The sequence below is a fragment of the Kitasatospora sp. NPDC042419 genome (assembly GCF_056437345.1).
On record NZ_JBWKAW010000029.1, the window covers coordinates 90,671 to 109,965 of the forward strand.

Annotated in this window: 14 protein-coding genes, 1 tRNA gene and 1 pseudogene; 7 read left to right on the forward strand and 9 right to left on the reverse strand. The window is 75.7% G+C overall.

Translation table 11 applies throughout. The features are described 5' to 3' along the window. The first annotated feature begins 278 nt into the window (after positions 1-278). From AC067J_RS35715 to AC067J_RS35725, 3 genes are all read left to right on the forward strand, one after another. On the forward strand, positions 279-779 hold the full coding sequence (locus AC067J_RS35715; RefSeq protein WP_478306436.1) for a hypothetical protein: 501 nt from the start codon (positions 279-281) through the stop codon (positions 777-779). 143 nt (positions 780-922) lie between these two features. Then, on the forward strand, positions 923-1,861 hold the full coding sequence (locus tag AC067J_RS35720; protein ID WP_478306438.1) for a spermidine synthase: 939 nt from the start codon (positions 923-925) through the stop codon (positions 1,859-1,861). Between the two features lie 111 nt (positions 1,862-1,972). Beyond that, the gene (locus tag AC067J_RS35725) at positions 1,973-2,437 is read left to right on the forward strand and encodes a GNAT family N-acetyltransferase (protein ID WP_478306439.1); all 465 of its coding nucleotides are present in this window, start codon (positions 1,973-1,975) and stop codon (positions 2,435-2,437) included. A gap of 128 nt (positions 2,438-2,565) precedes the next feature. Here the strand turns inward: AC067J_RS35725 and AC067J_RS35730 are convergent, their stop codons facing one another. The 5 genes and pseudogenes from AC067J_RS35730 to AC067J_RS35750 form a co-directional block, all read right to left on the reverse strand. Further along, positions 2,566-3,687 (reverse strand): hypothetical protein, encoded by a 1,122-nt coding sequence (locus tag AC067J_RS35730; RefSeq protein WP_478306441.1) that lies wholly within the window; start codon positions 3,685-3,687, stop codon positions 2,566-2,568. A 76-nt stretch (positions 3,688-3,763) separates the two neighbouring features. Beyond that, positions 3,764-4,210, reverse strand: coding sequence for a DUF4442 domain-containing protein (locus AC067J_RS35735; protein ID WP_478306443.1), 447 nt, complete (start codon positions 4,208-4,210; stop codon positions 3,764-3,766). A 255-nt stretch (positions 4,211-4,465) separates the two neighbouring features. Continuing rightward, positions 4,466-4,541, reverse strand: a tRNA-His gene (locus tag AC067J_RS35740). Between the two features lie 125 nt (positions 4,542-4,666). Next, on the reverse strand, positions 4,667-5,269 hold the full coding sequence (gene orn, locus AC067J_RS35745; protein WP_478306444.1) for an oligoribonuclease: 603 nt from the start codon (positions 5,267-5,269) through the stop codon (positions 4,667-4,669). A 781-nt stretch (positions 5,270-6,050) separates the two neighbouring features. Next, a pseudogene (locus AC067J_RS35750) lies at positions 6,051-7,056 on the reverse strand (helix-turn-helix domain-containing protein); the annotation flags it as partial. Between the two features lie 1,004 nt (positions 7,057-8,060). On the opposite strand from AC067J_RS35750, the gene AC067J_RS35755 reads away from it, so the two are divergent. Further along, positions 8,061-8,867 carry a GNAT family N-acetyltransferase gene (locus AC067J_RS35755; protein ID WP_478306445.1) on the forward strand — a complete coding sequence of 269 codons (807 nt, stop codon included), beginning with the start codon at positions 8,061-8,063 and terminating at the stop codon, positions 8,865-8,867. Positions 8,868-9,027: 160 nt separating this feature from the next. On the opposite strand, the gene AC067J_RS35760 is transcribed toward AC067J_RS35755, so the two are convergent. Next, positions 9,028-10,461 carry an HAD family hydrolase gene (locus tag AC067J_RS35760; protein WP_478306447.1) on the reverse strand — a complete coding sequence of 478 codons (1,434 nt, stop codon included), beginning with the start codon at positions 10,459-10,461 and terminating at the stop codon, positions 9,028-9,030. A 703-nt stretch (positions 10,462-11,164) separates the two neighbouring features. On the opposite strand from AC067J_RS35760, the gene AC067J_RS35765 reads away from it, so the two are divergent. The 3 genes from AC067J_RS35765 to AC067J_RS35775 all read left to right on the forward strand — a co-directional run bounded on the left by AC067J_RS35765 (position 11,165) and on the right by AC067J_RS35775 (position 14,474). Further along, positions 11,165-11,644, forward strand: coding sequence for a universal stress protein (locus tag AC067J_RS35765; protein ID WP_478306486.1), 480 nt, complete (start codon positions 11,165-11,167; stop codon positions 11,642-11,644). Positions 11,645-11,758: 114 nt separating this feature from the next. Next, complete coding sequence (locus tag AC067J_RS35770; RefSeq protein ID WP_478306449.1) at positions 11,759-13,636, forward strand: hypothetical protein; 1,878 nt, start codon at positions 11,759-11,761, stop codon at positions 13,634-13,636. 22 nt (positions 13,637-13,658) lie between these two features. Further along, the gene (locus AC067J_RS35775; RefSeq protein ID WP_478306451.1) at positions 13,659-14,474 is read left to right on the forward strand and encodes a bestrophin-like domain; all 816 of its coding nucleotides are present in this window, start codon (positions 13,659-13,661) and stop codon (positions 14,472-14,474) included. Positions 14,475-14,565: 91 nt separating this feature from the next. Here AC067J_RS35775 and AC067J_RS35780 read toward each other — a convergent pair whose 3' ends face one another. The 3 genes from AC067J_RS35780 to AC067J_RS35790 all read right to left on the reverse strand — a co-directional run bounded on the left by AC067J_RS35780 (position 14,566) and on the right by AC067J_RS35790 (position 19,278). Beyond that, on the reverse strand, positions 14,566-15,753 hold the full coding sequence (locus AC067J_RS35780; protein WP_478306453.1) for an acyl-CoA dehydrogenase family protein: 1,188 nt from the start codon (positions 15,751-15,753) through the stop codon (positions 14,566-14,568). Positions 15,754-15,898: 145 nt separating this feature from the next. Then, positions 15,899-16,906, reverse strand: coding sequence for a hydroxymethylglutaryl-CoA lyase (locus AC067J_RS35785; RefSeq protein ID WP_478306455.1), 1,008 nt, complete (start codon positions 16,904-16,906; stop codon positions 15,899-15,901). After that, on the reverse strand, positions 16,903-19,278 hold the full coding sequence (locus AC067J_RS35790) for an acetyl/propionyl/methylcrotonyl-CoA carboxylase subunit alpha (protein WP_478306457.1): 2,376 nt from the start codon (positions 19,276-19,278) through the stop codon (positions 16,903-16,905). The genes AC067J_RS35785 and AC067J_RS35790 overlap by 4 nt, the downstream gene beginning before the upstream one ends. Between the last annotated feature and the right edge of the window lie 17 nt (positions 19,279-19,295).

Below are 19,295 nucleotides of genomic sequence, written 5' to 3' on the forward strand. Positions count from 1 at the left end.
CGGGCGCCACCGACAGTACCGGGAGTCACCGGACGGGCACAGCGAGTTTGTGGATGATGTGTGGTCAATTGGGGTCAAAGCGGGCACTGTTGCCTGGATCCGCCATGAAATGCCATGCCTTGCTGTAAGGCGCCCCGTGGCCTGAGGAGCACCCTCGGCGTTGTCCTGATACGTGGAAGCCCGGCCGTGGCCCGGCCCCGCCGCCCCCGCCGCCCCCCAGCGGCGCCCCCACCCCGGGCGGCTCGGCTTCCATCCCGACGAGGTGACAGGAGGGCCCCATGACGGCCACCGGAGTGCCGCAGTACCACCGCCTGGTCGCCGGAGGGGTGCTCGCCGCCGCCGCCCCCGCCCTGCTCCCCGAGTCGGCCGACGAGCGGGGCCCGGGCCGCGCCCCGTACGGCGGCGGACCGTCCCGCCGCCTGGGCGCCGACCCCGGCGGCACCGTCGCCACCGCGTACGACACCGTGACGGTCGCGCTGCGGCACGGCCTGGAGGCGGTCGACATCCTGCGGCTGCGCCGGGCCTGCGGCGCGGTGCTGCAGAGTCGCAGCGGGGCCACCGTCGCCTTCCTCGTCCCGGCGGGCACCTCGGCGACCTGGCACCTGCCCGGCAGTTCCTGTACCGCGGGCGCCCTCCTGCTGCCCCCCACCGACCCGCGCTGGGTGATGCCGCCGGCCGGCGCCGACTGCGCCGCCCGCCCCACCGACGCCTGGGTGCTGCGCTCGGCGCTCTGCGAGGCCGCCTGCACCCTCACCGCCGGCGGCCTCGGCCCGTTCTGACCGCCCCGGCAGCGCCCCGCCCCGGCTCGTCCCGTCCGACCGCCCCGGCACGCCCGCGCCGCGCCGTCGCCCCCCTCGGCCCCGGCCCCCGCCGGCCGTCCCGGTGGCGCTGAGCTGCGGTGGTGCCCCGCGCGGCGGCGATAATGGCCGGTATGGGACGAAGCAGCAGAGCCGGCCGCAGCACGGACCGCAGCCGCACCGAGCCGGAGGGCCGGCCGGCCGCCACCGGCCCCGGCGGGCGCGCGCACGCCCAGGGGCCGCTCACCCGTCCCGTCGACTCCGGCCTCGCCGAACTCCGCCCCGACCGGGACCGCCCCGCCGCCTGGTCGCTGCTGATCGACGGCGCGCCGCAGTCCCTGGTCGATCTCGCCGACCCGACCCACCTGGGCTTCGAGTACCAGCGCCGGCTCGGCCACCTGATCGACCTGGCCGCCCCGCCCGGCCGTCCGCTCACCGTCCTCCACCTCGGCGGCGGCGCCCTGACCCTGGCCCGCTACGTCGCCGCCACCCGGCCCCGCTCGCGCCAGCAGGTCGCCGAGATCGACACCGCCCTGACCGAACTGGTCCGCGCCGAGCTCCCGCTGGAGCGCGGCTGGCAGGTCAAGGTGCGCGGCGCGGACGCCCGCAGCGTGCTGGAGCGCACCCCCGAGGGCACCGTCGACCTGGTGATCGCCGACGTCTTCTCCGGCGCGCGGGTGCCCGCCCACTGCACCACCGTCGAGTTCACCACCCTGGCCGCCCGCGCCCTGGCGCCCGGCGGCTGGTACGCGGTCAACATCGCCGACGGCTCGGCGCTGCCCTTCGCCCGTTCCCAGGTGGCCACCCTCGGCGCCGTCTTCCCCGAGCTCTGCCTGGTCGCGGATCCTGCGGTGCTGCGCGGCAAGCGGTTCGGGAACCTGGTCCTGGCCGCCGCCCACACCCCGCTCCCGCTCGCCGAACTGACCCGCAAGGTGGCCTCCGACGCCGCCCTCGGCCGGGTCGAACACGGGCGCGCCCTGGCCGACTTCGCCGCCGGGGCCACCCCGGCGACCGACGCCACGGCGGCGCCCTCCCCGGCCCCGCCCCCGGGGGTCTTCCGCTGATCCGGCGGCCGCGCCCGGCCGCCGGAAAACCGCTTGGCGGCGGCGGCCGGACTGCTGACAATGGGCACCCCGTCCGGATTCCGGACGGGACCGACCGGAGGGGTGGACGCCATGCGGATCAGACCGGCCCGACCGAGCGAGGCGGGGCTGCTCAGCGCCCTGGCACTGCGGTCCAAGGGGTACTGGGGCTACGACGCGGAGTTCCTGGAGGCCTGTCGCGCCGAACTCACCCTGGACCCGGACCGGATCGAGGCCGACCGGGCGGCGGTCGCCGAGGCCGACGGCCGGGTGCTGGGCTTCGTCACCCTCGTCGGGGCTCCGCCGGAGGGCGAGTTGGACATGCTCTTCGTCGAACCGGACGCGATCGGCCGGGGTGTCGGCCGCCGGTTGATGGAGCACCTGCTGAACCAGGCCGAGGAGTTGGGCTTCCGCCGGCTCCTCGTCGCGGCGGACCCGAACGCGGAGCCGTTCTACGCGGCCATGGGCGCCGTCCGGGTCGGCGCCGTGCCCTCGGGGTCGATACCGGGCCGCGAACTGCCGCTGCTCGCCCTGACCACGGGGCCGTCGGACGGCTGACCGCCGGGCCGCCGCCGTGCACGGCCCGGCCCGCGCCCGCCTCCCGGTCCGTCTGCGGAGCCGTGAACTCCCGCCGCCCGCGCGGGCCGGCGCGGCCCGCATCCGGTCGCGGCCGGCTCACGCCCGGGTCAGTGCCCCTTCGGCAGTCCCCGGTGCTTGTACATCGCGGCTCCGGTCAGGGCCAGCCCGGCCGCGATCGGGGCGAGGACGGCGGTGGCGGTGCCCGAGGCGTCGTTCGCGACGGTGACGGCGGCCGTCGTCGCGGCCGTGACGACGGGGGCGGCCGGGTCGTTGACGGCGGATCCCTCCGACCGCGCCGACCGGTGCCGCTCCGCGCCGGTCCGACCGCTCTCGCCGGTGCCACCCGCACCCGTGCGGTCGGTGGTGGCAGGGGCCGGCCGACCCGGTGCCTCCTGGGCCGGCGGCGGGGCGGCCGGCCCTCGCCGCCCCCCGTCCGGCCGGGTGGCCCGCGGGCCGGTGCCGGTCGGACCGGCCAGCGTGGACGGCCCGTCGGGCGCCCCCTCCCGCGAGGCGCGCGTCCCGCCCGCGCGAGGCTGGGCGGGTACCGTGCCCAGCAACCCGGAGGCGATCGCGAAGGCGTCCGGCACGGCGGCCCGCTGCCCGGGCAGGGGGAGGCCGCCCGCCCTGATCCGGTCCTGGAGCGCGCCGCTGACGGACGTGGTCGCGCTGTCCAGCTGCGCCGCCGGGACGACCACGGCGGTGGCGCCGGCGAGGTGCCCGAGGAGTCCGGGGGGCGTGGTCGGTGCGGTGGCGCCGCCCGGCCCGTCCTGCTGCGCGGGGGAGTGCGGTCGGTCCTGGGGCCGGTCCTGCGGCGGCTCCGCCGACGAGGGGTGCCCCGGGTCGGGCGCGCCCTCGGCTGTCGCCCGGCCGGTCGTTTCGCCCGCGGTCCGGGCGTCCTCCTCCGGGGTTCCGGTGGTCCGCCCCGCTGACGGCCCGTCCGGCACGGACCCGTCGGCCAGGGCCCGGCCGACGGCCGTCCGGCTCATCGGGTCCGGGAGCGGCTCGGCGCCGGCGGCGTACGCGCCCGGCGCGCCGATCCCCCAGAGCTGCGCGAGGAGCGCCCCGGCGGCAGCGACCGCCCGCGGCAGCCGGGGGAGCCACCACCCGCCGCGTCCGGCCCGCCCTTCGGGCGGACGGCGGGACTCTGACGACAGGTCCTTGCTCGCGTGTTTGGCTCGCACGTGAATCGAGAACGAGCGGACGGCCCGTGAGGACACGGTCGCCGTCACGGACGGTCATCGTGCCCGCGGGCCGTCGGCTCGTCCTCGATTCACGTGCGGCCCGCGGCCGGCGCCCCCGGGAGGCTCAGGAGTTGGGGCGAAGCGTCCAGATCACGGTCATGACGCCGGTCACGGCCCCGTCGGCGCGGGTGATCTCGACGGTCACCGGGAACTCCGGACGCTCGCCCTTGTCGAGCTCGGCGACGATCTCGGAAGCCGGCCGGCCGAGGACGGCGGTGGCGGTGACGACGCCCATGGCGAGCTTCTTGTACGAGATCTCGGCACTCACCGCGAGCGGCACCGCGCGCGAGAGCTGGTCGCCGAAGGCGCTCAGCACGATGCACCCGCTGGCCGACTCGGCGAGGGTGAACATCGCGCCGGCGTGCGGCCCGCCGACGTGGTTGTGGTACTCGGGCTGGTCGGGCAGCCGGAGCACGGCACGCTCGGGGGTGGTCTCCAGGTACTCCAGCTTGAGGGTCCGTGCCATCGGCACGGTGGAGTCGAGGAGCTGGCCGATCGAAGGTGTGGTCATGGCCGCAACGTTACTAGCCAGTAGCTTCCGGCGGGAGCTCCGCGGACGGAGAAAAAGGTGAGACGGAGGCCACGTCGGACCGGCTCCGCGGTCCCCGCCCGGCGCAGGCGTCCCCCGTCCCCTTCCACCCCCGCCGCGCGTCGCCGGAACGCGGAGAAGTGCGGAGCGGAGAGGGACGGCGAGGGGCGGAGGGAGAAGGGGACGCGAAAACGCCTCAGGGGCCGGTCTCTTGACGAGACCGGCCCCTGAGGACTCTGGGGTGAGTGACGGGACTCGAACCCGCGGCCACCTGGACCACAACCAGGTGCTCTACCAACTGAGCTACACCCACCATCTGTCCGGACCGTTCGCGCTCTTCGCGTTCCCGTTCCGACAGGAAGAACAATACAGGATCCGGGAGGGTGCTCGCGCCAGGGATTCGATCAGCCGGACGCGGGCACCTCCACGGTTCCCGGGTCAGCCGGTCGGCGGCTGGTACTTCTCCGCGATCGCGCGCGCGGTGTCGGTGTCCGGGCCGGGCTGGGCGACGAACACCGCCTCGCGGTAGTACCGCAGTTCGTCGATGCTCTCCCGGATGTCGGCGAGCGCCCGGTGGTTGCCGCCCTTCTGCGGGCTGTTGTAGTACGCCTTCGGGTACCAGCGGCGGGCCAGCTCCTTGATCGAGGAGACGTCCACGATCCGGTAGTGCAGGTGGCTCTCCAGGGCCGGCATGTCCCGGGCCAGGAAGCCGCGGTCGGTCGCGACCGAGTTCCCGCAGAGCGGCGTCCGGCCCGCCTCCGGCACGTGCTCGCGCACGTACGCGAGGACCAGCGCCTCCGCCTCGGCGAGCGTCACCCCGTGCTCCAGCTCGTCGAGCAGCCCGGAGGAGGTGTGCATGGCCCGCACCACCTCCGGCATGTTCGCCACCGCCTCCGCGGGCGGGCGGATGATGACGTCGACACCCTCGCCGAGGATGTTCAGCTCGGAGTCGGTCACCAGCGCCGCGACCTCGACCAGGGCGTCCCGGTCGAGGTCGAGGCCTGTCATTTCACAGTCGATCCATACCAAACGGTCATTCACGCCACTCACCCTACGGCGCGATCACGCGCCACGGGCACCGATGGAGCCGGGCGGGGCGCCGGGGCGCACGCCTCGGAGCCGTGTTCGTCCTGGGTGTGACCGTCCGTTTCCCGGGTTTCCCGGGTCTCCCGGCCGGGGTGGACGGGGTGCGTGGGGCGGCCGTCCCGTGCCGTCCGGGCGTCGCGGGGCTCCCGGACGCCGTCCGGCGCGGGGGCCCGGCCGCCCTGCGGGCGGACCTGGCCGGCCCGGGCCTGCCGCGCCCGGGCCTCGGGCGTCCCGGCCGGCGCGGCTGCCGGCAACCGTCCGCCGGCCGCGCCGTGGCTCCGTCCGGTCGACGGGGCCTCGTCCTGCGGCCGGTCGGCCGACGTCCGGTGACCCTGACCCTGGCCGCGGGCACCCGGCTGCGGGTGCCCGTCCTCGGCCGCGGCGTGCTCCGCCGTCCGGGGCGGCCGGCCGGCGTTCGGACCGGGCTGCGCCGGGACCATCGGCGGCCGCGGGCCGCGCCCGGTCCCGGGCTGGCCGGGGTGCTGTTGGTGCCCCGCCGACTGGTGCGGGTACGGCTGCCCGGCCCGGGCGTGGACTCCCTGCCCGGAAGGCTGCCCGTGCTGGCCCGGGTGCGTGCCGCCGCCCGCCCCGCCGGGGAAGCCCGGCACCGTCGCCGCTCCGTGCCCGCCGTGCTGGCCCGGGACCACCCCGCCCGCCGGGGCCGGGGCCCCGCTCGGCTGCGGCACGGCCCCGGTCAGCCGGAGGTCGCCGGTCTGCGCCGAGACCTGCCCGGCCGAGGCGCTGCCCGGCCGGCGGGCCCGGTAGCTGGTCCGGTAGGCGGCCGGCGAGACCCCGAGCTGGCGCCGGAAGTGCCCGCGCAGCGCCACCGGCGACCGGAAGCCGCAGCGGCGCGCGACGTCGTCCACCGACAGCTCCGAGGTCTCCAGCAGCCGCTGGGCCTGCAGCACCCGCTGGGTGATCAGCCACTGCAGCGGCGCGCTGCCGGTGAGCGTGCGGAACCGCCGGTCGAAGGTCCGCCGGCTCATGTAGGCACGGGCCGCCAGCACCTCGACGTCGAACTGCTGGTTGAGGTTCTCCAGCGCCCAGGTGACCACCTCGGCGAGCGGGTCGTTGCCGATCTCCTCCGGTAAAGACTGATCGATGTACTGGGCCTGTCCGCCGCCGCTGCGGCGGCTCGGCACCACCAGCCGGCGGGCGAGCGCGTTGGCCGCCTCGGCGCCGTGGTCGCTGCGGACCACGTGCAGGCAGAGGTCGATCCCGGCGGCGGTGCCGGCCGAGGTCAGCACGTCGCCGTCGTCGACGAAGAGCTCGCGGGGGTCGACGTGCACCCGCGGGTAGCGCTTGGCCAGGGTCGGGGCGTACATCCAGTGGGTGGTCGCCGGACGGCCGTCCAGCAGGCCGGCGGCGGCGAGCACGAAGGCGCCGGTGCAGAGGCCGATGATCCGGGCGCCCTCGTGGTGCGCCTTGCGGAGCGCCGTGATCGCCTCGACCGGCGGCGGCTGCGAGATCGAGCGCCAGGCCGGTACGACGATCGTGCCGGCGCGGGCGAGCGCCTCCAGTCCGTACGGGGCGGAGAGGGTGAGGCCGCCGGTGGTGGCGAGCGGCCCCTCCTCACCGGCGCAGACCAGCAGGCGGTAGCGCGGCACCCCGGCGTCCTGGCGGTCGACGCCGAAGACGGAGAGCGGGATCGAGCTCTCGAAGATCGGTGCGCCGCCGAAGATCAGGACGGCGACGGTCTCGCGGCGGCGCCGGCCGGAGAGCTTGCGCGGCGCGGCCGCCATCACCGGCGCCGAGGAGCCGTTGAGGCCGGAGCCTCCGCCGTGGCCGCCGGGGCCGTGTCCGGGCGCGCCGTGGCCGGACGCCCCGAGGCCGAGCGGTCCGCCCGGGAGCCCGCCGGCCGCTCCGGTGCCGGCCAGCGCCGGGCCCGCCGGGCCGGAGAGCGTGGCGGCCGGGGCGGCGGCGAAGGTCGTGAACCCGTTCTCCACTCCACCCGGGTGTCCGCCGGGATGGCCGCCAGGTTGGCCGGTAACCGACTGCCCGGTCCGGCCGTCCGGTCCGGAGCCGTACCCGGCGCCGTGGCTGACGGTGGGTCGGCTGACGGTGCGTCCACCGTGCTCCGGGGCTGCCGGGAAGGACGGGGCCCCCGGGGCGCCGGAGACACCTGCGCCGCCGGGGGCGGCTGGTGCGGAAGTGGCGCCGGGGGCCGGTGAGGCCGCCGAGGGATAGGAGGGGTACGAGGCGGTGCCGGAGGTGCGGGTGTTGGCGGCGGGGGCCTTGGTGCCGGCGCCTCTCGCGGAACGACCCGCGATACCGGCCGCGGTCTGGCCGCTGTCAGGACCCGCGTCGCTCCTGCTCACCCTGCTCAAGGCGCTCAAGCCCCCTCGGTGGTGTGGTGTGGTGGTGCGGCACTGCTGGCCAAGATCGAATCTATCGGGTGGACCGTTGCCGTTGTGACAAGTTCACCATCCGACGCTATGTCGACATGGCAATTTGGCGTGATGCATTCGATCACGAAGCGTGGCACCCGTCGACCCTTCTGGGAAGGGGGCCGGTGCAACGGTGGCTGGTTGTCGCGGGACGGGTCCTGGGACGTCCGGCTCCGGCGCGCCCGGCCGGCGCGTCTGGGCTGCGGATTTGCCCAAGGACGGGGGAGCCGCGCGAGATTGACCGAAAATCGGCGGTGCACGCGAGGGCGCACGGCCGCCGAGTGTGCGCCTCCCAGGCCTCATCCGGCCAGTGTCGGGGCCGGACGGCACGGGCGGGCCGTAGAGACTACCGTCCTGCCGTGAAGATCCTCAGCCGGCTCGAACAGGCCAATGACAACGCCGCCGCCTTCTGGCTCGCCCAGGCACGGGCGCACGGCTGGCGGCACCTCGTCCGCCCGGGGTTCACCGCGGTCCGCTGCGACCGCACCCCCGACGACGCCCACCGCGTGGTGGTGACCAGGCCATACGGCGAACCGGGTTCGCTGGAAGCGGAACTGACGGACGTGTTCGCCGCATGGGACACCGTACGGCTCACCGTCGAGGACCCGTACGGCGGCCTGGACCTGACCCGCCAGGGCTGCAGCCACGGGCACGAGATGGCGGTGATGGTGCGCGAACCCGGCCCGCTGCCGCCGGCGCCGTCGATACCGCCGGCGGCGGGCGCGGGCGTAGACGGGAACGGGGGCGCGGGCTCCGCAAGGGTGCTGACGGTGGATGAGGTCCTGGACGCGGAGGCCTTCGCCGAAGCCGAGCGCGCGGTGGTCGACGGCTTCCCGATCCCGGCCCGCCGGCCCTGGACCAGGGGCGTCCACCTGCCCGAGTCGCTCCTGGGCGAGCCCGGCTGCCGGGCCTGGCTCGGCCGGGTCGACGGCGTGACCGCCGGCGCCTGCCTGACCCATGACGACGGCCGGGCGACCGGCGTCTACTGGGTCGCCACCCTCCCCGCCCAGCGCTCGCGCGGAGTGGCCCGGGCGGTGCTGCGGACGGCGCTGGCCGCCGCGCACCCGGCCCGTCCGGCCACCCTGGTCGCCACCGCCCTCGGCGAGCCGCTCTACCGCAAGCTCGGCTTCACGGAACTGGGCCGCACCCGGTGGTGGACGCGCTGAGCCGCCTCGCGCGCGGCGCCGCCCCCGGGCGCATCTCGTGTGGATCGGCCCGGGTCCGCGACGCGCCCCCAGCCTTCGGTCGGGAGGTGCCCCCATCCTCCGCCTTGCGATGCGCGCACCCGGACGCCGCGCTGATGCGACGCGAATCGTCAGACAACCCCTAGCCGGTCCGGGCGGTGCGGTGCGCGGGCCCGTCCACGGTTCCGGCGGTGCCCGGGAAGGCCGCGGCCGGAGGTGTGGCCGACCGGGCGGGCGGCACCGCGAACCTCGTCCGCGCGGGTGGCTCGCCCGCGGGCGGGAGCGCGGGCGCGGGCGGGGGGAACGCGACGGGCGGCTCGACCGACCCGGTGGCGGCCCCGGGCGTGGGACGGTCGGCGCCGTCGGCGGCAAACTCGCCGGGCCGGTTTCGGACAGTGAAACCTGCTCCCGGGCTCCGGGGGGCACCGCCCGTGGCGTTCGCGGCAACAGGCGCATGCCCGCCGTCCAGGGCGGACAGCCGGCACTGCGCGCCGGGCCGCGCGCTGGTCTGCGCCCTCGCCCCCGGCCCCGCCGCCTCCGGCCCGGCCGCCCCCTGGTGCGCTGCCCCCTGGCCCGCCGGGGACGGGCCGATCGGCACCACGACGGTCCCGGGCGGCACCGTGGCCCTGGCCGGTCCGGCGGTCCCGAACGCGGTGACCGCTCCAGGGACCGGGGCGCTCACCGCGACAGCACTGCTCACCGCGGCCGAACCGCCCACGGCCGCCACGACGGCTCCGATCGGCGTCGCGACGCCTCCGCCGGGAGCCACGACGGTCCCGGCCGGCACCGAGGCGGCCCGGACGCCGAGGGGCCCGCGTTCCCGCGAGCGGGGGCCGCCCACGGCGCCCGCATCGCCGGCGCTCCGCCGCCGGACCGGACCGTCCGCCCGGATCCCCGGCCGCGAGGACGGCGCACCGCGGGCCGACAGCACCTGCCCGACGGCCTCCGGCAGGCCGCCCGCCTTCAGCGTCGGCCGGTAGCCGGGCTCGGCCCACGGGCGGCCGTGGTGCAGCCAGACGCTGCGCAACCCGGCCAGTTCGGCCCCGGCGATGTCGGCGGGGGCGTGGTCGCCGATCATCCAGGTGTGGTCGGTCCAGTCGCCGACGGGCGCGATGCCGCACCGCTGCGCGGCGATCTCGAAGATCATCGGGTCCGGTTTGAGGCAGTCCGCCTCCTCGGAGATCACCCAGCCGTCGACCAGCGGACCGAGCCCGGTCCGGCGGATCTTCTCCAGCTGCGGCCCGGTGCCGCCGTTGCTCACGATCCCGAGCGTCCATCCGGCGTCCCGTGCCGCCCGCAGCGCGTCGATGTTGCGGGACGGGCAGTGGATGTGGGAGTTGATGCCGCGCCGGTAGTGGGCGAGCAGGCGGTCGAGCGACTCGTCCAGTCCGTAGCGGCGCCGGGCGGCGGACAGTACGGTGCTGCGCGGCACGTAGCCGCCGCCGTCGATGGTGGCGAGCCAGTCGACGTCGCCGGGCGGCAGCCCGCGTTCGGTCAGGAAGTCCTGAGCCCAGGCCCGGAAAGCGGCGTCCCTGGGGAGCAGCGTGTTGTCGAGGTCGAGCAGGAGCAGGGGCATGCCGAGCATGGTGCCAGCGGCTTCACCTATGCACCTGGCAAATGCCAGAGGCCGTCGCGAACCCGTGCGGAATGGCCGGAACGGATGCCGGGCGCCGTGGCGCCGGGGCACGGCCGTGACGGGTGAGGCCCGTTGTCCGGTGACCGGGTGGCAACGGATCGTCGTCGATCCATGACAGTCCGGTCACGGTGTCCCGGTGGCCTGTTGCGCCGCCCGGCCCGCTCAGTCAAGCTCCAGAGAACCTCTCTCGCCGGAGGGGCGCGTCCGCGCGCGGGCGGGGGCGCACGGCCGACGGCGGGCGCATCCCCCGTTCGCGGGAAGAGCGTCGTCCCGAGGCCTCGTGGCTGGGCTGAGTCCCCGGCCCGTCGTACTCTGAAAGGAACAGGTCACAAACGGTGGTGCGCGGCGCAGACCGACGTCGTCCCGTGGGCGGGCCTGCTGCCCGGGCAGCGTTGTCCTCTCCTGTCGACCCATCCCCTTCGAAGAGCCTTGTGCCATGGCTGGTTCTGAGTCCTACCGACCGGTGGAACCGGATGCGGACGCCCGGAGCGGTGGTCTCACCCGGCCCCTCCGCAACATCGCGCGCCGCGGCCGCCCCGGTTCCGGCTCCCGCCAACGACGGGACGGACACCGGGCCGACGGTGCGGAGCCCCCGGTGACGGGCCGCCCCGGTCCGGGCGCCGACCGCCCGAGCACGTCCGGCCTGCCCAGCGCGCCGGGCGAACCGGCGGTCCGGCAGGCACCCGGCCGTTCCTGCGATCCGGCCTTCCAGCACGGCGTGGTGGTGGGCTTCGACGGCTCGTTGTCGAGCGAGCGCGCCCTCGCCTACGCGGTGGGCATGGCCCGTCGCTCGCAGTGCGGCCTGGTGATCGTGCACGTGGCCAACCGCCTGCCCGCCACCGTCTGGGCGGGCTGCGAACCGCCCGTCTTCGTCGACCTCCCCGACCACCGGACCGAGGTGCTCGGCCTGGAGCTCGCCTGCGCGGACTTCCTCGCCGGCGTTCCGTGGATCCTGGTCGAGCGCGGCGGCGACATCTGCCACGAGATCGAGGAGGTCGGCCGCGAGTACGCCGCCGACGCGATCGTGGTCGGCAGCACGCACGGCCTGCTCGGCAAGATCTTCGGATCCGTGTCCGGACGCCTCGCCCGCAGGGCCAACCGCCCGGTGATCGTGATTCCCTGACGGATCGTCCGCCCTTCGCCGGTGGGCCTTCCGCTGGGCCGAACGTGTCAACCGCGCCGGTGGGTCGACGCCTCGCTCCGGTCCGGCCGGGGGCGCGGTGCGAAGAATGACAAGGTGATCAGTCGGCCCACCTCGCCCGGCCCCGGGCCGTCGAGACGTCCCCTCCACCGCGCGTCCCGTCGCGCCGTCGCCCTCCTCGCCCTCTCGACGGCCCTGCCGGTGCTCCTGCCGGTCGCGGTCCTCGCCGACGCCCCCGGAGCGTCGGCGCTCAGCCCGGCGGGCGGGGAGGCCCGGGGCGCCGTGCGGCTGGAGGTCCGCACCAACGGGGCTGCGGCCGCCGGAGTCCGGGTCCGGTCCGGCGAACAGCTGCTGCGCGTCTACCGGCTGGCGAACCAGGCGGAGTACCCGCTGACCGTCACGGTCCTGAAGGACGCCCAGGTCTCCGGGGCGGCGGTGGCCTGCGGCGGGCAGCAGCCGTTGGTGCTCCCCGCCCTGGGCGTCGTCGAGTGCTCCGCCACCCTGCCGGCGCGGAGCGGACGGCAGCGGACCGAGGTCCGGGCCGAGGCGGACGCCCCGAAGGGCATTCCCAAGGCCGTGGCGACCGCGGAGGCCGGCTACCAGGGGCTGGACGCCGCGATGACGCTGACCAGGGTGGGAGTTCCCACGGGTTCGGGTGTGGTGACCCGCGCCGCCGGTCGTGCCGCGGTCCGTACCGCCGACCGGGTCGGGGCCGGGGAGCCGGCGACCGGCCTGCCGCTTCCTCCGACCGGCCCTTCCTCCTCCCCGGACTCCTCCGAGGTGCTTCCCGGGCGCCGGGCCGTGGTGGCGCGGGTGGGCGGCGACGTCCGACTGAGGTACCGGGTGGACGCCGCCGGGGACTCGCCGATCAGCGCGGTCAGTGTGGTGGACCTCCTTCCCGGGGTGGGGCAGGTCAGCTGTGTCGGCCAGTCCGCCGCCGGCCTGCTGGAGCCGGGCCGACCCTTGGACTGCACCGCCTCGGGCGAGGCGCAGCCGGGCAGGCACACCGCTGTGGCGCGGGCCGAGGGCCTGGCGCTGGACGGGGCGGTCGGTCAGGACGGGCGCCCGCTGGCCCCCCGGCCGCTCACCGCGGAGGCCCCGGGCGAGTACGAGGGTGAGGGCCCCGCTCCGGCCGCCCCGCCGGGTACGGGTGCCCAGCCCGGTGCGGCCGGCAATCCGGTGCCGCCGGGCACCGCGGGGGCTCCCGGTGGGCCGGCTGTTCCCGGTGCTCCGGCTGTTCCGGGTGCTTCGGGCGCTCCGGGCGGGTCGGCGGCCGGTGGAGCCGTGGCCGCGGCCAATCCGGCGGCCGCTGCCGGTGGAGCCGCCAACCCCGCCAACGCCGCTGTCAACGCTCCGCCGCCCAACCCCGCTGCTCCGCCGGCCGGTTCGGCCGCCGCTCCGAATGCTGCGGCGGCTGCCAATGCGGCGCCCGCCAACGCTGCTGCTGCGGCTGCTGCTGCAGCAGCCGCAGGGCAGGCCGCCGGCGCCCAGAACGCTGCCGCAGCCGCTGCCGCAGCAGCGGCAGCTGGTTCGGCGGTGCCCTACCGCCCGGGCACCGCGCTGTTCGGACTTCCGGCGAGCCCCTTCCAGGCCGTGTCGGCCACCACGTCGGCAGGAGCTGCAGGGGCTGCAGGGAATGCCGCGGCGGGCGCCGCGGCCGGGGTGGGTGGCGGAGCCGCTGCCGCGGGTGGTGGCCCGGGTGCTGTCGGCAGCGGTGCGGATTCCGTGGGCACCGGCTCCCAGAATCCCGGGGCTGACGCTGCGGGCACGGGTTCCGGCAACCCGGGAGGGGGCGCGGCCGGGGTCGCCCGGCAGGCTCAGGGCTCGCCGTTCGACTGGGGGGACGCATGGGGCACCCGCGAAGTGATGATGCTGCTGTTGTCGATCATGCTTCCCGTCCTCGTCGTCCTGGCCGCCGCGGTGATGGCGCGGAAGCGCCGGCGCGGTGGCCCCGGAGGCCGCAGTGGACGATGAACTCCTGAGGAGGACCCGGTAGATGTGGGTCAACGTCGTCGCGGTGCTGGCCGGTGCGTTTCTCGCTCTGCTGATCGGTCTCGTCATCGGGCGGCTCCGCTCCTCCCCGGACGACGAGGGGAACTCCTCCGCGGTCGGCTTCGTGAGCGCGGCGGTGCTCGGCTTCTTCGCCCTCTTCACGGGCTTCGCCGTCGCCGGCGCCTGGCAGGAGCTCAGCGAAGCACGCCAGCACACCTACGAGGAGTCCCGTGCGCTCACCGAGGTGTACTGGTCCGCCCGGATGCTCCCGGGGCCGGACCGCCCGGTGGTGCGGCAGCGGCTCCAGGCGTACACCCGGCAGGTGATCGACGAGGAGTGGGTGCAACTGGGCCGGGGGCACGGCAGTGCCGAGGCGTGGGTGTCGATCGACCGGGTCCGGGGTGCGGCGGACGCGGTACGGACCGTGGACCCGGTCGAACTCGCCGCCAAGGCGGATACGTTGAGGGGGCTGGAGGACGTCTACGCGCGGCGGACCGCGCGGCTGGCCGACGTTGATTCACGGGCGCCGGCCCTGGAGTTGTGGGCCCTGGTGGTGGGAGCGGTGGCCGTGCTGGCCGTTCCGCCGCTGGTCGGCCTGACCGCCGGCGCGCGGAACCTGGTGCTGATGGGTTTCATGGGCGCCTCGGTGGCGTTCGCGGTCTGCCTGGTGTTCCAGCTCAGCGGTCCGTTCGACGGCACGGTGAAGGTCGAGCCGACGGCGTTCGAACTCGCGCTCAGCCGGTACGAGCAGATCGACACAGGTGACGGTGGTGCGATGGGGCCGCCTTTCCCGTGGTCCTCCGGCCCCGCCCGCCGGTGAGCGAGTGCTCGACGGGCGGGGCGCGGGGGAGTCGACGGACGTGGGTGCGCCGCGGTGTTCGGATGCGGTGCGGTGTGGTGCGGGGGTCGGCTCAGGAGACGCCGAGCTCGCGCGCGATGAGCATGCGCTGGACCTCCGAGGTGCCTTCGCCGATTTCGAGGATCTTGCAGTCGCGCCAGAAGCGGGCGACCGGGAACTCGTTCATGAAGCCGTACCCGCCGTGGATCTGGGTCGCCTCGCGGGCGTTGTCGACGGCGGCCTCCGACGAGTACAGCTTGGCGATCGCGGCCTCCTTCTTGAACGGTTCCGAGTGCAGCAGCCGGGAGGCGGCGTCCCGCCAGGCGAGGCGGGAGGTGTGGGCACGCATCTCCATGTCGGCGAGCTTGAACTGGATGGCCTGGTTGGTGCCGATCGTCCGGCCGAAGGCCCGGCGCGTACCGGCGTAGGAAACGGACTGGTCGACGCAGCCCTGGGCCAGGCCGGTGGCCAGGGCGGCGATCGCGATGCGGCCCTCGTCGAGGATCCGCAGGAACTGGGCGTAGCCGCGACCACGCTCGCCCAGCAGGTTGGCCGCGGGAACGCGGCAGTCGGTAAAGGACAGTTCGCGGGTGTCGGATGCGTTCCATCCGACCTTCGAGTACTTCTTCGACACGTGGAACCCGGGGGTCCCGGTGGGCACGATGATGGAGGAGATCTCGCGCCGTGGCGAGGAGAATTCGCTCTCTTCACTCGAACGAGCGATCGGTTCGGTGAGCGCGGTGACGGTGACCAGACCGGTGATGTCGGTGCCGGAGTTGGTGATGAAGCACTTGGTGCCGTTGATCACCCACTCGTCGGTGGCCTCGTCGTACCGGGCGGTGGTGCGGGTGGCGCCGGCGTCGGAACCGCCCTCGGGCTCGGTCAGCCCGAACGCGCCGAGCAGCTCGCCGGAGGTCAGCCGGGGCAGCCACTCGCGCTTCTGCTCCTCGGTCCCGAAGCGGTGGATCGGCATCGCGCCGAGCGAGACCGCCGCCTCCAGGGTGATCGCGACCGAGGAGTCGACCCGGGCGAGCTCCTCCAGCGTCAGGCAGAGCGCGAAGTAGTCGCCGCCCATGCCGCCGTACTCCTCCGGGAAGGGCAGGCCGAACAGGCCCATCCGCCCCATCTCCCGGACGATCTCGTAGGGGAACTCGCCCTGCTCGTAGTACTCGCCGATCTTCGGGGCGACCACGTCCTGGGCGAATTCGGCCACGGTGCGCCGCAGTTCCTCGTACTCGGTGTCCAACCGGTGGTCGAGCATGGTGATCCTCCTGAGGCCCCGCCGGTGGGCGCGGGCTTGAGCGGGACGACCGCCGTCCGTTCGATGGTGTGGCGGACGTGCGGTGTGGTGAGAGGGGCGGATGCGGTCCGGAGGGGTGGTCGGGCCGCCGGGGGTGGAGCCGGGGTCAGTCCTGCTCGGCGGCGCCGGGGCCCAGCAGGGCCTGGACCGTCCGGGACGGGCTCGGGCGGCCGAGCCGCCGGGCCATCCAGCCGCTGGTGGCGACCAGCGCGCGGAGGTCGACGCCGGTGCGGATGCCGAGTCCGTGCAGCATCCACACCAGGTCCTCGGTGGCCAGGTTGCCGGTGGCGCTCTTGGCGTACGGGCAGCCGCCGAGGCCGCCGGCCGATGCGTCGACCGTCGTGACCCCGGAGCGGAGCGCCGCCAGCGTGTTGCTGAGCGCCTGGCCGTAGGTGTCGTGGAAGTGCACCGCGAGCCGCTCCGCCGGCACCCCCGCCGCGGCGAAACCGTCCAGCAGGGCGGTGACCTGGCCGGGGGTGGCCACGCCGATGGTGTCGCCGAGGCTCAGCTCGGTGCAGCCCATCTCCAGCAGCCGCACCCCGAAGCCGATCACCTGGGCGGGCGGGACCGGACCCTCCCACGGGTCGCCGAAGCACATCGACAGGTAGCCGCGGACCCGGACCCCGGCCGCCGTGGCGCGCTCCACGACGGGCCGGAACATCGCCATCGCCTCGTCCGCGGAACGGTTGAGGTTGCGGCGGGCGAAGGTCTCGGTGGCACTCGCGAAGACCGCGACGTCCTCGGTGCGGTGGGCCAGCGCGCGGTCCAGCCCGCGCTCGTTGGGCACCAGGACCGGCAGGCGCAGCCCGGGGTGACGGGCCGGCAGGCCGGCGAGCCGGGGCATCAGCTCCTCGGCGTCGGCGAGCTGGGGTACCCATTTCGGGTGAACGAAGCTGGTGGCCTCGACGGTGCGCAGGCCGGCGGCGGCGAGCCTGGCGATGAACTCGGCCTTGACCTCGACCGGGACCAGGGCGCCCTCGTTCTGCAGCCCGTCACGCGGTCCGACCTCGTGGATCCGGACCTCCTCGGGCAGGCCGGGCGCGCGGACCGGGGCCGGCAGGCCCAGGTCGAGCGCGTCGGGCTCGTGCCCGGGGGCCGGGGCGGGGGCGGTCACGACCGCACCCCGGCGACGGCCCCGGCGCCCTCGGCGGCGGCCGGTTCGGCCTCGGCGGGGGCGACCACGACCAGCAGCTCCTCCATCGCCACGGTGGCGCCCGCGGTGGCCCGCAGCTCGCTCACCGTCCCGTCGTGCGGAGCGGCGATCACGTGTTCCATCTTCATGGCCTCCAGGACGAGCAGGGGCTGGCCCTTGCGGACGGTCTCGCCGGCCGTGGTCTTCACGACCGTGACGGTGCCCGGCATCGGCGCGGTCAGGGCGCCGTGGTGGGCCGCACCGGCGGTGGCGCCCTCGCCGACGGCGTCGTGGCCGTGGACCGGCCAGGCGTCGCCGTCGATCCCGAGCCACGTCACCGGGCCGGCGGCGGTGCCGGGGGCGTGGTCGGCGGTCAGCGTGAAGGTCGTCTGCAGGCCGTCGACGGTGAGGCGGAGGCGGTCGCCGGACCGGAGGGCCCGGGCGCGGTGGACCGGTCCGGTGCCGAGCCGGATCTCCACCTCGGGGGTGACGCCGGGCGGATTGTCAGTGGCCTCGGCTACGTTGCCCGCAGTGATCGAGCGGATGCGCACCGACACCGGGTCCTGGCCGGGGGCACGCAGTCGGTGGGTGGTCCAGGCCGGGTCGCCGCCCAGGCGCCAGCCGGAGGGAAGGGAGAAGGGGTCGGTCCAGCCGTCGCCGTCGGCGGCGGGGGTGAGGTCCAGGTGCCGTGCCAGCGCGGCGGCGTAGTAGAGGAGGTGGGCGGGTGTCGGTTCCTCGGGCGGCACGGTGCCGGGGGCCACGGCCTCCGGGGTTCCGGCGTCGGGGGCTTCGGTGCCGGGTGCGGCGGCCGGGGAGTAGGGCGAGGCGAGCAGCCCGGGCTGCTGCTGCGCCGTCTGCTCCACCAGGCCGGTGTCGAGCCGGCCGGCGGCGACCTCGGGGTGTGCGAGCAGCCGTCGCAGGAAGCCGGTGTTGGTGGTGACGCCGAGGATCCGGGTGTCGGCCAGTGCGGCGCGGAGCCGTCGCAGCGCGGTCGGCCGGTCGGGGCCGTAGGCGATGACCTTGGCGAGCATGGGGTCGTAGGAGCTGGTGATGACGGTCCCCGGGGCCACCCCGGAGTCCACCCGGATGCCTTCGCCCTGGGGCTCGTCGAGGAGCAGGATGCGTCCGCCGGTGGGCAGGAAGTCCCGTTCCGGGTCCTCGGCGCAGATCCGGGCCTCGATGGCGTGGCCCAGGAAGGAGATGTCGGACTGGGTGAAGGTGAGGTGTTCGTCCGCGGCGATCCGCAGCTGCCACTCGACCAGGTCCAGCCGCCGGGGCCGGCCCGCGGCCGGGCCGATGTCGGCCGGACCGTCGGTGATCGGACCGTCCGTGGCCTGATCACCCGCGGTCGAACCTGACGCAGACGAACCGTGGGGGCGGGGGCCGCCCACGGAGACGGCGAGTTCGGTGACGGGGTGTTCCACCTGGAGACGGGTGTTCATCTCCATGAAGAAGAAGTCGTGCACCCCCTCGGCGGGGCCGGGGGAGTCCGGGTCGATGCCGGGGACGATGAACTCCACGGTGCCGGCGCCGGTGTAGCCGCAGGACTCGGCGGCCCGGACGGCGGCGGCGCCCATCGCGGCGCGGGTCTCGGCGTTGAGCAGGACGGAGGGAGCCTCTTCGATCAGCTTCTGGTGGCGGCGCTGCAGGCTGCACTCGCGCTCGCCGAGGTGGACGGTGGTGCCGTGGGCGTCGGCCAGCACCTGGACCTCGATGTGGCGCGGCCGGTCGATCCAGCGCTCCAGCAACAGGGTGTCGTCGCCGAAGGCGGTGCGGGCGACGCGCCGGGCGGCGGCGATCTCGGCCGGGAGGTCGGCCGGGTCGCGGACCAGCCGCATGCCCTTGCCGCCGCCGCCGGCGGACGGCTTCAGCAGGACCGGGTAGCCGATCCCGTCGGCGGCCGCGACGAGTTCCTCGTCGGTGGGCGCGGTGGCCCGGCTGCCGGGGACCACGGGCACGCCGGCGGCCCGGACGGCCTCCTTGGCGTTGATCTTGTCGCCCATCAGCTCGACCGCGGCGGGAGGAGGACCGATGAAGACGAGGCCGGCGTCGGCGCAGGCGCGGGCGAAGGAGGCGTTCTCGGCGAGGAAGCCGTAGCCGGGGTGGACGGCCTGGGCGCCGGTCCGGCGGGCGGCGGCGAGGATCTGGTCGGTCCGCAGGTAGGTCTCGGCGGCCGAGCTGTCGCTGCGGTCGGCGGGGCCGAGCCGGACCGCGACGTCGGCCTCGCGGACGTGCGGGGCGTCGGCGTCGGCGTCGCTGAACACGGCGACCGAGCGCACGCCGAGCCGCCGCAGGGTGCGGATCACCCGGACGGCGATCTCGCCGCGGTTGGCGACCAGAACTGTGTCGAACATGGGAGGCGTTCCTCCGG

What these genes read in the sequence shown, in the direction of transcription:
- AC067J_RS35715 (WP_478306436.1), top strand. Translation starts at nt 279, where the DNA reads ATGACGGCCACCGGAGTGCCGCAGTACCACCGCCTGGTCGCCGGAGGG.
- AC067J_RS35720 (WP_478306438.1), top strand. Translation starts at nt 923, where the DNA reads ATGGCCGGTATGGGACGAAGCAGCAGAGCCGGCCGCAGCACGGACCGC.
- AC067J_RS35725 (WP_478306439.1), top strand. Translation starts at nt 1,973, where the DNA reads ATGCGGATCAGACCGGCCCGACCGAGCGAGGCGGGGCTGCTCAGCGCC.
- AC067J_RS35735 (WP_478306443.1), bottom strand. Translation starts at nt 4,210, where the DNA reads ATGACCACACCTTCGATCGGCCAGCTCCTCGACTCCACCGTGCCGATG.
- AC067J_RS35760 (WP_478306447.1), bottom strand. Translation starts at nt 10,461, where the DNA reads ATGCCCCTGCTCCTGCTCGACCTCGACAACACGCTGCTCCCCAGGGAC.
- AC067J_RS35775 (WP_478306451.1), top strand. Translation starts at nt 13,659, where the DNA reads ATGTGGGTCAACGTCGTCGCGGTGCTGGCCGGTGCGTTTCTCGCTCTG.
- AC067J_RS35780 (WP_478306453.1), bottom strand. Translation starts at nt 15,753, where the DNA reads ATGCTCGACCACCGGTTGGACACCGAGTACGAGGAACTGCGGCGCACC.
- AC067J_RS35790 (WP_478306457.1), bottom strand. Translation starts at nt 19,278, where the DNA reads ATGTTCGACACAGTTCTGGTCGCCAACCGCGGCGAGATCGCCGTCCGG.